This window comes from Halobacillus sp. B29 (genome assembly GCF_052246755.1).
Taxonomy (GTDB): domain Bacteria; phylum Bacillota; class Bacilli; order Bacillales; family Halobacillaceae; genus Halobacillus; species Halobacillus halophilus.
This window is the reverse complement of sequence record NZ_JBQQCM010000002.1, coordinates 347,300-360,033: the sequence shown is the minus strand read 5'-3', so window position 1 is coordinate 360,033 and position 12,734 is coordinate 347,300. Positions and strand designations below refer to the sequence as shown.

Annotated in this window: 17 protein-coding genes; all 17 read right to left on the bottom strand. The window is 41.3% G+C overall.

Annotation, left to right across the window (positions count from 1 at the left end; genetic code table 11):
• Positions 1-4 precede the first annotated feature (4 nt).
• Positions 5-604: a hypothetical protein gene (locus ACTWP7_RS04095; protein ID WP_443122110.1), complete on the bottom strand. Its 600-nt coding sequence runs from the start codon at positions 602-604 to the stop codon at positions 5-7.
• A gap of 700 nt (positions 605-1,304) precedes the next feature.
• Positions 1,305-2,189: a polyprenyl synthetase family protein gene (locus ACTWP7_RS04090; protein ID WP_443122109.1), complete on the bottom strand. Its 885-nt coding sequence runs from the start codon at positions 2,187-2,189 to the stop codon at positions 1,305-1,307.
• Positions 2,186-2,422, bottom strand: coding sequence for an exodeoxyribonuclease VII small subunit (locus ACTWP7_RS04085; RefSeq protein ID WP_014643708.1), 237 nt, complete (start codon positions 2,420-2,422; stop codon positions 2,186-2,188). The genes ACTWP7_RS04090 and ACTWP7_RS04085 overlap by 4 nt, the downstream gene beginning before the upstream one ends.
• Positions 2,419-3,765, bottom strand: coding sequence for an exodeoxyribonuclease VII large subunit (gene xseA, locus ACTWP7_RS04080; protein WP_443122108.1), 1,347 nt, complete (start codon positions 3,763-3,765; stop codon positions 2,419-2,421). Before xseA ends, ACTWP7_RS04085 begins: the two co-directional genes overlap by 4 nt.
• A gap of 12 nt (positions 3,766-3,777) precedes the next feature.
• Complete coding sequence (gene folD / locus ACTWP7_RS04075) at positions 3,778-4,632, bottom strand: bifunctional methylenetetrahydrofolate dehydrogenase/methenyltetrahydrofolate cyclohydrolase FolD (RefSeq protein WP_443122107.1); 855 nt, start codon at positions 4,630-4,632, stop codon at positions 3,778-3,780.
• A 22-nt stretch (positions 4,633-4,654) separates the two neighbouring features.
• Positions 4,655-5,032, bottom strand: a complete 378-nt coding sequence (gene nusB, locus ACTWP7_RS04070; protein WP_014643711.1) for a transcription antitermination factor NusB — start codon at positions 5,030-5,032, stop codon at positions 4,655-4,657.
• Between the two features lie 143 nt (positions 5,033-5,175).
• The gene (locus ACTWP7_RS04065; RefSeq protein WP_014643712.1) at positions 5,176-5,577 is read right to left on the bottom strand and encodes an Asp23/Gls24 family envelope stress response protein; all 402 of its coding nucleotides are present in this window, start codon (positions 5,575-5,577) and stop codon (positions 5,176-5,178) included.
• Between the two features lie 14 nt (positions 5,578-5,591).
• Entirely contained in the window at positions 5,592-6,950 is a 1,359-nt protein-coding gene (gene accC, locus ACTWP7_RS04060) for an acetyl-CoA carboxylase biotin carboxylase subunit (RefSeq protein ID WP_443122106.1), read from the bottom strand.
• Between the two features lie 14 nt (positions 6,951-6,964).
• Positions 6,965-7,468: an acetyl-CoA carboxylase biotin carboxyl carrier protein gene (gene accB / locus ACTWP7_RS04055; RefSeq protein ID WP_014643714.1), complete on the bottom strand. Its 504-nt coding sequence runs from the start codon at positions 7,466-7,468 to the stop codon at positions 6,965-6,967.
• A gap of 214 nt (positions 7,469-7,682) precedes the next feature.
• Positions 7,683-8,243 carry a SpoIIIAH-like family protein gene (locus ACTWP7_RS04050; protein ID WP_443122105.1) on the bottom strand — a complete coding sequence of 187 codons (561 nt, stop codon included), beginning with the start codon at positions 8,241-8,243 and terminating at the stop codon, positions 7,683-7,685.
• Between the two features lie 12 nt (positions 8,244-8,255).
• Positions 8,256-8,879 carry a stage III sporulation protein AG gene (gene spoIIIAG, locus ACTWP7_RS04045; RefSeq protein ID WP_443122104.1) on the bottom strand — a complete coding sequence of 208 codons (624 nt, stop codon included), beginning with the start codon at positions 8,877-8,879 and terminating at the stop codon, positions 8,256-8,258.
• Positions 8,872-9,471, bottom strand: a complete 600-nt coding sequence (gene spoIIIAF / locus ACTWP7_RS04040) for a stage III sporulation protein AF (RefSeq protein ID WP_443122103.1) — start codon at positions 9,469-9,471, stop codon at positions 8,872-8,874. The genes spoIIIAG and spoIIIAF overlap by 8 nt, the downstream gene beginning before the upstream one ends.
• Positions 9,472-9,482: 11 nt before the next feature.
• Positions 9,483-10,646, bottom strand: coding sequence for a stage III sporulation protein AE (spoIIIAE, locus tag ACTWP7_RS04035; protein ID WP_443122102.1), 1,164 nt, complete (start codon positions 10,644-10,646; stop codon positions 9,483-9,485).
• Between the two features lie 16 nt (positions 10,647-10,662).
• A complete protein-coding gene (gene spoIIIAD, locus ACTWP7_RS04030; RefSeq protein ID WP_014643719.1) occupies positions 10,663-11,061 on the bottom strand; it encodes a stage III sporulation protein AD in 399 nt (132 codons plus the stop codon).
• A 6-nt stretch (positions 11,062-11,067) separates the two neighbouring features.
• Positions 11,068-11,274: a stage III sporulation protein AC gene (gene spoIIIAC / locus ACTWP7_RS04025; RefSeq protein ID WP_014643720.1), complete on the bottom strand. Its 207-nt coding sequence runs from the start codon at positions 11,272-11,274 to the stop codon at positions 11,068-11,070.
• Between the two features lie 17 nt (positions 11,275-11,291).
• The gene (spoIIIAB, locus tag ACTWP7_RS04020) at positions 11,292-11,801 is read right to left on the bottom strand and encodes a stage III sporulation protein SpoIIIAB (protein ID WP_443122101.1); all 510 of its coding nucleotides are present in this window, start codon (positions 11,799-11,801) and stop codon (positions 11,292-11,294) included.
• Entirely contained in the window at positions 11,746-12,723 is a 978-nt protein-coding gene (gene spoIIIAA, locus ACTWP7_RS04015) for a stage III sporulation protein AA (protein WP_443122100.1), read from the bottom strand. Before spoIIIAA ends, spoIIIAB begins: the two co-directional genes overlap by 56 nt.
• Between the last annotated feature and the right edge of the window lie 11 nt (positions 12,724-12,734).

Below are 12,734 nucleotides of genomic sequence, written 5' to 3'. Positions count from 1 at the left end.
GTAATTATCTTGTTTTTTTATTGGTTGACGATGCGTTCGATAAAATCCTGATTTTTGTAGTTGACTCAAGCCATGCAATAACTCGTGCGGCAAAAAATATGATTTTAGTTGAGGAATTAATGGCAAAGAATTTACCTAATGCTTTTCCGCCAACGGTAAGCGCTGCTACTATACTTGTTAAAATTACAGAAATTGTAATTTGTACCGTCGAACCATCGCTGTATCCTAACACGTTTGCCACTTGCAGTACTACAATTGCTGAAGCCGTCCCACTTACTATACCAGAAATATCTCCAATAACATCGTTACAAAAACTAGCAAACCTGTCAGCATTCCTAACGATAATAATGGCTTCTTTAGCACCTGATACTTTTTCTGAAGCCATCGCATGGAAAGGCTTCTCATGAGCAGCTGTTGCTGCAATTCCTAACATATCAAATATAACACCTGTGAACACAATAATGAAAACGATAACAAGTCCAATAATCCACATAACACCGCTTAAAACGGAGGATGATATAACTGAAAAAATAGCCGCTAACACGAATGTGATAACGGCAATACTTAAACTGAATTTTAAGGATTTTTTTAATTTATTGTCCATTCTCAACCTCTATATCCTTTAATTGACTTCATATGTAGCGAAAGGAATGGTCACGTAACAGGTAAAAATTGCGGCTTAGGTCTAGTAGGTTTTCCCAATCAAGCACCGAGTGTCACCACTCTGGCGGTTCCCCTTTAAGCTCAACTCAGCTCCGTTTCCGAAAGCTGGACTAGATTGCCACTTAGTCCGCACTATAATTCCTGTTACATGTACAAAATAGAACAGCCTAGGGGATTTCCCCGACAGCCTTTAACCGATCCTTAGCCTCTTTTGCAGTTCTGATTTCATAAAGCTTCCACATCATGTCTTCGCTGGCCATCCGAAGAACCATGATATTCATTAACTATAATCCCCTCAGAACCACTCAAGGCAGGCTACGCTGCGCATATAGATGTTACTCCATATACTGCAGGTTCATACCCCATTCCATAAGGATCCCTGGCTCAGGGATCCTTACAGAGATGGGCCTCCGCGGAAGCAGGGTCAACGCCCACATGCCTTTGTGGATCGCCCTGCAACCTTAACTCCCAGCATCGACCCAAGGCTGGGCGCCTCAAGCCAACACAAGGAACTTCATCGATATGCCCTTTGGCGGATTTTTAGGCCCGCCTTCAGGAACGGAGGGCCGACTAGAATACTGCACCATTCCTCACTAACCATAATATATCATATTCTAAATCCTTGCTCAATCTAAACGTTTTTAATGATCACGGCTGCTTAAATAGTGAATAAGTTCTGAAAGAATCGTATGGTTTACGCCTGCATTTTTAAGTGCACTTTGCGCCTCATCCACGTATGATTCCATTTGTGTACGTGCTCCATCCAAACCTAGCAGTTGAGGGTAAGTACTCTTCCTATTGCCCTCATCACTTCCTACAGGTTTACCAATTTTCTCAGCATCTCCAGTCACGTCTAAAATATCGTCCTGGATTTGAAAAATAAGCCCGAGGGCTTCCCCCATCTTCTTCATTTCATCAAATTTCTCTTCTGATGCATGCCCAAGAAAAGCCCCGGCAATAATAGCAAAATTAAGCAATTTACCAGTCTTTTTCTTGTGTATGTTCTCAAGCTCTTCGAGTGGTATTTGCTTATTTTCGCTCAGCATGTCCTGCATTTGTCCTTCAACCATGCCCGATGCGCCACTGGCTTTAGATAATTCCTGTATTAAAAAAACCCTTTCCCGATCACTTAGCTCTTGGTCATTCACAATAATTTCAGAGCTTAAGGTGAGGAGCGCATCTCCAGCTAGAATAGCTGTTGCATCATCAAAACGACGGTGGCTTGTGGGTAATCCTCTACGAAAATCATCATTGTCCATCGCGGGAAGATCATCATGAATCAGCGAATAAGTGTGGATCATTTCGAGTCCACAGGCTACAGCCATCGTTCTATCGACTTTTGCACCGAAAGCCTCCGCTGTAGCTATTAATAGTATAGGCCGTAATCTTTTACCTCCCGCTTCAATGGAGTAAAGCATAGCGTCCTGAAGGCGGCCGGGTACGGTATAATCCCTTACATAATGTATTAACTGTTCATTGATCAGCTGACGTTTCTCTAACAGATAATCGGATAAAATCACAGTCATTCTTCTTCCTGAATAGAGAATGATTCAAATTCGCCGTGTTCGTTCAGGATCTGCTGCATCTGTTTTTCTACATTTCCTAATTTTTCACTGCAGATTTTAGAAAGCTTCATTCCTTCTTGGTAATACTGGATGGCTTTTTCTAGCGGCACTTCTCCCGTTTCCAATTTTTCCACCAGATCTTCAAGCTGCTTCATTGCTTCCTCAAAGCTCAATTGATCTTCTTTTTGGGTCATTCTTCATCCTCCTCTACGTCCAACACTTCACAATTAACGGTGCCATCATGAACTTTCAAAGCTAACTTTGATCCTTCTTTTACATGACCGATTTGTTTAACTACATTTCCATCTTCTTTAAAAGGGATAGCGTATCCTCGCTTCATAATCTCAAGCGGGTTAAGCAAAGTTAATTTATCAAGATGATTATGAAACTGATCTTTTTTTGAATTTAAGGTTTCTTGAAAACGAAGCTGTAATTGCCTGGTCTCTTTATTCAACCGGTCTTTAGTTTCGTTAATTTGAGTACCTGGACCCTGCTGCTTTAATCGATTTCGAATATTTTTCCACTTTTCAGTTTGCTGTGAGTGGATGAGCTTCATCTGCATGGCATGTCTTTCCATCATTCGATCCAGGTCCTGTTCTTTTTGGCGGAGCAATTGTTCCGGATATTTAAAAGCATAGGACTTTTGTAAACGATTCAGTTTTTGTCTGTCTTCCACTGATCTGGATTCCATGAAACGCATGAGCCGGTGCTTCAAAGAACGAATATGCTCCTGCAATTCTACAATAGAAGGGACCGCAAGCTCCGCTGCCCCAGTAGGTGTAGCCGCTCTGAGATCCGCTGCAAAATCACTAATCGTGGTATCCGTTTCATGTCCTACAGCGGAGATAACAGGAATAGAAGAATCAGCGATAGCTCTTGCGACAATTTCCTCATTGAAACCCCATAAATCTTCAATTGATCCCCCTCCACGTCCAACAATTAAAACATCGCAATCAAGGTTATGATTGGCGTATTGAATGGCATTAGCTACTGAAGAGGCCGCTCTCTCCCCTTGAACGAGGACTGGTAGGATGGAAACGGGGACCACAGGATACCTGCGCTTAATAGTCGATAAAATATCTCTAACAGCTGCGCCTGTAGGCGATGTAATAACCCCGATATGGTTTGGGTAGGCAGGAATACTTTTTTTGCGTTCAATTGCAAAGAGACCTTCCTGCTCAAGCTTCTCCTTTAATTGCTCAAATGCTAAGTATAGCGCTCCAATTCCATCAGGCTGCATTTCTTTGATATAAAGTTGATACTGACCCATAGGTTCATAAACGTTAATTTCACCCTTTATAAGCACGTTCATTCCGTTCTCAGGGTTAAATTTAAGATCACGATTGTTCCCTGCAAACATAACCGCTTGAATTCTTGCAGCGTTGTCTTTTAAAGATAAGTACATATGCCCCCGGCTATGGTGTTTGAAATTTGAGATTTCCCCCCTGAGCCATACGGTCTTTAAATGTGGATCTCCCGAAAGTTTACGCTTAATGTATTTAGTAAGTGCCGTAACCGTAAGATATTGGTCGTTCACACGAAAATCCCCTTACTGATTATTGTGAATTCGTTTTGCAGCTTTAATCGTGTTGTGCAGGAGCATCGTAATGGTCATAGGTCCTACACCTTTAGGAACAGGAGTAATGTAAGAGGCTTTCTGGCGAGCAGATTCAAACTGAACATCCCCCGTCAATTTCCCCTCTACACGGTTTACCCCCACATCAATTACGACTACACCCTCGCTAATATCTTCCGCTGAAATCAAACCTGGTTTTCCGGCAGCCACAATTAATATATCCGCTTTTCTTGTATGCTCTTGTAAATTTTTGGTTCGTGAATGGCAATGAGTTACAGTAGCATTTTCGTTCAGCAGAAGTTGTCCTACCGGCTTTCCAACTAAATTACTTCTGCCAATAATCACGACGTTCTTACCTTCCAAGCTGATCTCTGCACGCTTAAGCATTACTAAGATACCGTAGGGAGTACAAGGATAAAAGGTCTCTTGTCCTGTCATCATCTTCCCAACATTACTAGGATGAAACCCATCTACATCTTTAGAAGGGTCAATGGCTTCAATAACTTTCTGGTCAGCTATCTGGTCAGGGAGAGGCAGTTGAACGAGTATTCCATGAACCGTTTCATCCTGGTTAAGACGTTCAATAAGTTCCAGCAATTCTTGTTCGGATGTCGTTTCAGGCAGTTCAATTAATTCTGAGTCCAGTCCCACTTTTTCAGAGGCCCTCTGTTTTCCTCTTACATAAGACTTAGATGCCGGGTCCTCGCCAATAATAACTACTACTAACTTTGGATAAATTCCATGTTCTTTTAATCCTTTAACTTCTTCTTTCATTTCTTCACGAAGTTCTTCTGCTAACTGTTTCCCATAAATTACTTCAGCTGACATCTCGCATCCCCCTTATTTACATTTATATCATTTTAGAAAGTACACCGTTCACAAACTTTCCGGACTCTTCTTCCCCGAAAATTTTTGCTAATTCAACGGCTTCATTGATCGCTACTTGTGATGGAACATCTTCATTGTACTTTATTTCGTAGGCTGCCATTCTTAAGACCGTCTTTTCTACTTTCGGAAGGCGAGAAAAGGTCCAATTTACCAGGTTGTCCGAGATCCATTGGTCAATTTCCGACTGATGATTTGCCACACCGTGTACCAAATCATGCATAAATGCATCAACCACAGGCTCTTCGATAACATGTTGAATAGCTTCCTCGATATCGATCTCACTATTGTTGACTTGAAAAAGCGCCTGAAAAGCCTTTTCTCGTGCTGCGCGTCGTTTCATGTTCATTCTCCTTTTAGGTAATATCCGTTTGCATAATAACATTTTAGTACAATAAAAGCTATTCGAATGTGAGGATTAAACAAGTTCGATACAGAAGATGAAAAGGCCGGAAAGGGAAACAGTTCCCCTTTTCCGGCCTCCTGCTAAAATTCTTCACTAACGAGTTCGTCTTCTTTTGCTTCAATTTGTACTCCTACAATATGGACATTTATTTCATTAATCTCAAGTGCTGTCATATTTTTGAGTGCTTGACGAGTATTGTCCTGTATTTTTTGAGCCGTATCAGGAATTGAAATTCCATAGTCCATCACAACAAAGGCATCTATTAGAATCCCATCTTCTGTAAGTTCAACTTTAACACCTTTGCCATGATCTTTTTTCCCTAAACGCTCAACGACACCAGAAGCGAAATTACCACGCATGGAAGCTACGCCGGCCACTTCAGAAACAGCTATACCGGCAATTACTTCTATGACTTCAGGAGCAATCTCAATGTTACCAAGTGTCGATCCGTCCGTCACATTCAACAATTGCTTCTCACTCATAATGACCACCCCTTTTATTCTTCATCCTTCATTATAGTATATTTCTCAAGAAACATTGTGTTAAAGTCTCCGCCCACAAAAATTTCATGCTCCATCATACGTTGATGGAATGGAATTGTAGTGTGTACTCCTTCTATAATAAATTCATCAAGCGCACGTTTCATCCTTTGGATCGCCTCGTCGCGATCTCGTCCGTAAGAAATGAGCTTAGCTACCATTGAATCATAATAAGGAGGGATCATATACCCTGGGTAAGCTGCAGAATCAACACGTACGCCAAACCCTCCTGGAGGTAGATACATATCAATACGTCCTGCTGAAGGCATGAAATTCTTGAATGGATCTTCAGCGTTAATACGGCATTCAATCGCCCACCCCTCAAACGTGATTTCTTCCTGTGTAAAGGAAAGCTTTTCATTGTTGGCGATTTGAAGCATCTCTTTGATTAAGTCCACTCCTGTTACCATCTCTGTTACAGGATGCTCGACTTGTATCCGGGTATTCATTTCCATGAAATAGAATTCTTGTTCTTCTTTATCAAAAATGAACTCAACAGTCCCAGCTCCTGAATAATTAACGGCTAGCGCTGCTTTCACTGCAGCATCTCCCATTTGTTCCCGGATGTCTGGTGTAACTGCAGGAGAAGGTGTTTCTTCAATGAGTTTCTGCAGTCTTCTTTGGATGGTACAGTCACGTTCTCCCAAATGGACGGCGTTGCCATGATTATCGGCTAATACCTGAATTTCTACGTGACGGAAATTCTCAATGTATTTTTCAATATACACCCCTGGATTACCGAAGGCAGTTTCAGCCTCCTGTTGAGTCATTCGAATACCCGTTTTAAGATCATCTTCGTCACGGGCCACTCGTATTCCCTTACCACCTCCACCTGCTGTGGCTTTAATAATGACAGGGTAACCAATTTCTTCAGCAATTTTTAAGCCTTCCGCTTCATCCTTAATGATACCTTCTGAACCGGGCACAATGGGAACACCCGCTTCTCTCATCGTTTCACGTGCGACATCCTTTGTTCCCATTTTCTGAATAGCGTAGGAAGAGGGACCAATGAACGTAATATTGCATTCTTCACACATTTCAGCGAACTCAGCATTCTCGGATAGAAAACCATACCCAGGGTGGATGGCATCTGTTTCCGAAAGAGTGGCTACACTCATGATATTTGTATAATTCAAATAACTATCCTTACTTAATTTTGGCCCTACACAGTAAGCTTCATCAGACAGCTGAACATGAAGAGCTTCTTTATCTGCCTCCGAATAAACTGCTACCGTTTCAATTCCCATCTCTTTGCAAGCACGAATAATTCGAACAGCTATTTCTCCTCTATTGGCTATTAAAACTTTTTTAATCAAAATCTCATCCCCCGTTACTTAGACTTTACGCGGAATAATGGTTGTCCGTATTCTACAAGTTCACCGTCTTCTGCAAGAATCTCGACGATTTCCCCGCTGACTTCCGCTTCTATTTCATTGAATAACTTCATCGCTTCTACAATACAAACCACGCTATCCTCTTTCACCTGATCGCCGACCTGAACATAAGCTTCCTGATCTGGAGAAGGCGATTTATAAAAGGTTCCGACCATAGGGGAAGTAACTTCCGCATCATAATTAGCTTCCTGCTGCTCCTTCTTACCTGCTTCTTCCGGTTCCGCTTGCTCCTGTACTTCCTGCTTAACCGGCTCACTTTTCTGATCTTGCGATGGGGCTGGTGCTTGAACAGTCTCCTGTACTTTTACAGGCTCCGAAACAGCCTGACCTTGTTCCTTTTTCATAGAAACTTTGGTTCCATTGGATTCATAGCAGAATTCATCAATGTTTGATTGATCGATAAGTTTAATTAGTTCACGTATTTCCTGCACCTTTAACATAGTTGGCACTCCTTTATGTACATAACTTTTTTTATAACTGATATTAATAATTCCTCTTAACATTTTACGACAGAATACCACTTGACTGCAACTTCCGGTTTGGAAGCGGTTTATTCTAAACCTGTGTATGAAGGTAAAAACAGGGCATTAGTCCCCTGTCCAATTTAATAAAACATCAAAAAAGCCCCTTACCATTAAGGTTAGGGGCTTCCGGTTATTTAGTCGGTTGGAATTGAACTTGCACGCGTTTTTCTCCAAACTCATCTGAAACCATCTGGATAATTTGATTGGTTTCTGACTTTGATAATTCATCAGCTTTTAATGTGACATGGACGACCTCTTCTTCTGCTCGAACTAAAACATCTTCATATGGAGCACTTGCCTGAATAGTGTTTTCTAATATAGACTCTTTAGATTGATTCTCTTTAATCGTTTCCATTCTTTCCAAAGCTTCATTTTTTTCCTGTGTAGTAAAATTACTCGAAGCTACGATTTCTGAAAGCTGTTCCTGAAGCTGATCTCTCTCGTTTTGTTTTTCTAAGCGGATAGCAGCGAATAACTCCTCTGTTGAGACCTGTGAAATTACGGATCCGTCAGCAGACGTTTCCACCCCTTCCGCATTTTCTGGATTGTTTTCATCCTCATTCACTTCTGTCCAACTATCTTCTTGAATAAAGGCCATCTCTCCATTATCAGGGGACGTCATGTAATAGACACTCAATACAATTAACAGACTTAACATCGTAAGTAACCAAACGGTTTGTTTTTTAACCAAGATAACCCCTCCTTATTGTTTAGGCAAGACAGAAATCCGATGACTGGGTACGTCTAAGACTCTGGATACAGCTTCGACCACCCACCCTTTAACTTGAATTTGATCGACCCCCTTAGCGGTTACGAATACACCACTGACCTCTGGTTTGGTCGTTTTTGTTAGTAAAGGAACTTCACGGTCTCCCTGGCGGACCAGGACTAACTGCTGTTCCTTTGAATAATCTTCAATCTCTCTTTCCCCTCCATTCTTGTCTGTTTCCTTCGTGGTCTGCTTTCCTATTATTAAATTTTTGTCATACACTTTTTCATGAGTGGCTGATAAATTAATCATAATGTCAACTGAACTTACCCCTTCGATGTTCTCCAGCAGTGGTTTTAACTGTTTCTCATAACCCTTTTCCAATTGGTTTATCGAGTCCGTTAATTCAGGTGCATCGCTTGCCTCAGAGGATACTGCGGATTTTTCTGCTGTTTCACCTTGTGAAGGCGGAGCAGGTTCGTTGCTCTGGAACCAGTTGCTAGAGAGAATGATCAGAACTCCAATTAATCCAAGAGCTATAAAATATTTAGGCTTATTAATCTTTTTTCCTTCTTTAGAAGACAAAGGTTCTAATAATTTACTCCACCATTTATTCATCCTCTTCCTCCCAGCGGATTTCTATTTGTGCTTTGTCTAATTCCAAGTATTGGGAGATCCAGGCTTGAATACTGTCTACCTGTTTCTCCTCTTTAGGGGCCTGTTTCTCCATGATGGATATAGAAACATTCTCAACAGTCTTACTTTCTTCAAGAGGAGTAAGTGTTAGGACCAGCTTGTCCAGTGTATCCATTTGATACGGTTCTTGAAGAAAACTCATTTCCAGATCCACCAGCTGCAAATTCTGCTCTTTGAGCGGATCTTTAAGCTCAGCTGACAATGATTGGGTAACTTGTTCTAATTTATATGCATCTTGTCCTTCAAGTATTTCTTTTTTCTTTTCTTCAATACTATCGTCCAGGGAGTCAACTTCCATCTCTTCATTCATCGTGTACTCCGCTTTTTTCATTAGCTGATCAGGGTTTATTTTCAATAGTTGTAATAAAGGCCCTAGAAAAATTAATAAGAGAAGCACCGATAGAACCAGACGAGCGTATTTCTTCATCAAACCCGAAGGAAGAAGCGCATCGGCAACTATAGCTAACAGAAGAAATAAAACAATTCTAGTAATCCACTCTATAAAAAGGTTCATCCTTCACACCCTCATCTAACCATCATGGTTATGTTACTGGCTGCTACCATAATGACGATAACTAGAAAAAACATCATGGAAACCATTAACAATGCAGCAAATACATACATGATATGCCTGCTCACTACATCCATAGCTCGTATGATAGGGCCATCTCCTAGCGGCTGCAATAAAGCAGCAGCCATTTTATAAATGATGGCAATAGCGAATACTTTAAGTGCAGGAAACACGGCAATGCCGAGCAGAATGACTACTCCCGCAATCCCCAGAGTATTTTTCAAAACGAGAGAGGCACCTAATATGGTGTCCGTAGCATCCGTAAACAAACGTCCCACGACCGGCACAAAATTTCCTGTTACAAACCTTGCCGTTTTCATCGTCACGCCATCTTGAACAGCTGTGACCGTCCCTTGAACGGATATAACTCCTAGAAAAATAGTTAAAAATATCCCCATGACTGCTAAGCCGGTTTTCCTTAGCAGCTCTGCAAGCTGATCAACTTTATAAGTCTCATTGAGTGACCCAACAATCAAAAGCAAAGCAGAAGATGTAAACAAAGGAATTAAAAGGAATTTAACTAGAAGACCACTGGACTGAACGAGAGCCACTATAATGGGATGAAAAAAGGAAATGGACATTAAATGACTAAATGATGCCATAATCCCGAGCAAAAGTGGAAGTAGTCCGATCATAAAGCTGCTCATTCTGTCGATTGCCTCTATCGTGTAATCAATCACCTGCCTAAAACTCTCCAGAGCCAGTGTAAGCAACACGAGATAAACAACCAGATAAGCGATTTTACTAATTACTGGATTTTCGAATGAATTCTGAACCGATTGGAGTAAAGTACTGAATAGAGTTAAAAACAATAATGAGGCCAGCAATTTACCATTCAGCATCAACTCCTGAAAGAAGAATTGAATGATCCCTGTGAACCAGTCCGATGTCTTCAGCGATCCCTCGTTTTGAATATATTCACGGAAGTTTTTCATATTGAAGGAGGGCATGTAATCTCCATAGTCCTGGTCGAGCTCCTCCCAACTTTTCTCAAGCTCTTCTGTAGAAATATAATCTAACATGGTAGGAGGTATATCGGAATTTTGGGAAGCTGAAGAGATCAAGGGAAAACAAACGATGCCTAGGAGTAAACAGACTATGAAAGATAAACGTTTCATTTCTTACCTCGCTATCTTATCCTAAGTATCCAGGAATAAAGTTTAGGATGGTCTCTATTACTGCAGTGACGATAGGAATCGCAAGCATTAATATGAATAATTTCCCTGCCAGTTCAACTTTTGAAGCTAATGAATTCAACCCAGCATCTCGGATTAATTGAGCCCCAAATTCTGCAATATAAGCGATTCCTATAATTTTTAAGATGGTCTTGAAGTAAAAGGGTTCAACCTGAGCTTGTTCAGCCATGTAGGATAGAAGCGCAAATATATGTTTGACCTGATCCAGAATAGATAAAAAGATAATGATGACAGTAAACAAAAGGAGTAGAAAAGCGGCCGAGGATTTATGCTCTTTTAATAAAATAATTAATAAGGCCGCTACTAGTCCTAAAGATACAATTTGTATAATATCCATAATTTCCTACCCTTGGTAAAGAAAAACTGATTTAATTTCTTGAAATAAATCAGCGAGCCGGTACAAAACGATGAACAGGACTATGATGAATCCTGTGAGCGTGACCGCCTGCGCAATCTCCTCTTTTCCCATTTGCTTTAGAATACTGTGTATCATCGCAACAATAATCCCTACACCGGCAATTTGAAAAAGTATCGTGGCATCTTGAAGCACAATGGTTCTTCCCCCTTTTAAATAATTAATATAATGACAAGCAGGCCGCTTAAAACACCCATTCCACGAGCCATCCTCTGGTACTGATCAACTCCATCCAATGCTTCCTGTAATTCTCGATCTAAGTGATGGAGTGCCAGTTGAATTTGTTTCTGCTGCTGTTCCAAATCATGCTGGCCTAAGGTACGCCCAAACTGAAGTAAAATCTCCCATTCACTTTTCCCCATCGCATTCGAAGACCAATGCTTTTTCAAACGGGATTCCCATAAAGAAGCAAAATCCGAACAAGGTTCTTGATCCTGGTTAATCTTTTCAAAAAACTGAGAGGTTGGCGGTGGCAAGTGCCTTGCTAAATTCTCACATACTTCCCATAAAGAGGACTGCCCGTAAACCATTTCTGCTTCAATCATTTGCAAAGCATTTTTCCACTGCCGGATATGTCCCGGTCTTTGCTTAAACCGGGCTGCGATATCAAAACCGGCTAGTGTTGTTACACTCAGGATGAGTACGGCCCCAATCCACTCCATGCAGTTCCCTTCCCTTCCAATGAGCTATGGGCAGTCCACACTCGTCTAAAACAGTGATAGACCCAGCATTATTGGGGCTTAACCGTTCCAGAACAAGATATCGTTCAAACACTCCTTCTTCTATCAATTCTCTAGCTGAGGGTCTTTTCTGAACGTTTGTTATACTCGTTCCATGAATGCTGCATATAACTTCTACTCCAGTAAAAGTCGCTTCCCTTATCGCATTCGCATCAGCTGCCCCGCCAATTTCATCGACGATCAATACTTCTGGAGACATCGAACGTATCATCATCATCATGCCTTCTGCTTTAGGACAGGCGTCCATAACATCTGTACGTTCTCCTACATCTAGTTGGGGGACCCCACGAAGACTCGCGGCTATTTCAGACCGCTCGTCCACAATGGCCACTTTACTTGCTCGTTGATCCTGGTGACCTGAACCGATTCTCTGGGCCAACTCCCTTAGTAAAGTGGTCTTACCTGAATGTGGGGGGCCTATAATCAAAGTACTTGTCCATCTGCCATTCTGATATAAATAAGGGATGAGCTGATTAATCTGTCCTGTAGTATTCTTGGCCACACGAATATTCATAAAAGCAATATGTTTTAGTGTCTCAACCTGATGGTTTATCGTATTAGCCTTTCCAGCTAGCCCTACACGGTGACCTCCTTGAATCGTTATAAAGCCCTCTTTTAACTCATCTTTAAATCGGTAGAGGGAAAACTGACTGATCTGATTTAATACGTAGGATAAATCAATCGACGTAACAAGCGGCCCTTCTACCACTCCATTTTTCCTAGCATCAAGAACCTCAATTTTCTGATTGATTCGTAAGCGAATTTCTTGAATTGTCTTCCAATTCACTTTCCTTTTTAAGAGGATTTGGAAGTGATCGGGAAACAACCTGATAATCTCCTCCATCCTGTTCTGCT

Bases quoted from the DNA above. Each gene is read 5' to 3' on its own strand.
- ACTWP7_RS04095 (WP_443122110.1), bottom strand. From the start codon at position 604: ATGGACAATAAATTAAAAAAATCCTTAAAATTCAGTTTAAGTATTGCC.
- ACTWP7_RS04090 (WP_443122109.1), bottom strand. From the start codon at position 2,189: ATGACTGTGATTTTATCCGATTATCTGTTAGAGAAACGTCAGCTGATC.
- ACTWP7_RS04085 (WP_014643708.1), bottom strand. From the start codon at position 2,422: ATGACCCAAAAAGAAGATCAATTGAGCTTTGAGGAAGCAATGAAGCAG.
- folD (WP_443122107.1), bottom strand. From the start codon at position 4,632: ATGTCAGCTGAAGTAATTTATGGGAAACAGTTAGCAGAAGAACTTCGT.
- nusB (WP_014643711.1), bottom strand. From the start codon at position 5,032: ATGAAACGACGCGCAGCACGAGAAAAGGCTTTTCAGGCGCTTTTTCAA.
- ACTWP7_RS04065 (WP_014643712.1), bottom strand. From the start codon at position 5,577: ATGAGTGAGAAGCAATTGTTGAATGTGACGGACGGATCGACACTTGGT.
- accB (WP_014643714.1), bottom strand. From the start codon at position 7,468: ATGTTAAAGGTGCAGGAAATACGTGAACTAATTAAACTTATCGATCAA.
- spoIIIAG (WP_443122104.1), bottom strand. From the start codon at position 8,879: ATGAATAAATGGTGGAGTAAATTATTAGAACCTTTGTCTTCTAAAGAA.
- spoIIIAF (WP_443122103.1), bottom strand. From the start codon at position 9,471: ATGAACCTTTTTATAGAGTGGATTACTAGAATTGTTTTATTTCTTCTG.
- spoIIIAE (WP_443122102.1), bottom strand. From the start codon at position 10,646: ATGAAACGTTTATCTTTCATAGTCTGTTTACTCCTAGGCATCGTTTGT.
- spoIIIAD (WP_014643719.1), bottom strand. From the start codon at position 11,061: ATGGATATTATACAAATTGTATCTTTAGGACTAGTAGCGGCCTTATTA.
- spoIIIAB (WP_443122101.1), bottom strand. From the start codon at position 11,801: ATGGAGTGGATTGGGGCCGTACTCATCCTGAGTGTAACAACACTAGCC.
- spoIIIAA (WP_443122100.1), bottom strand. From the start codon at position 12,723: ATGGAGGAGATTATCAGGTTGTTTCCCGATCACTTCCAAATCCTCTTA.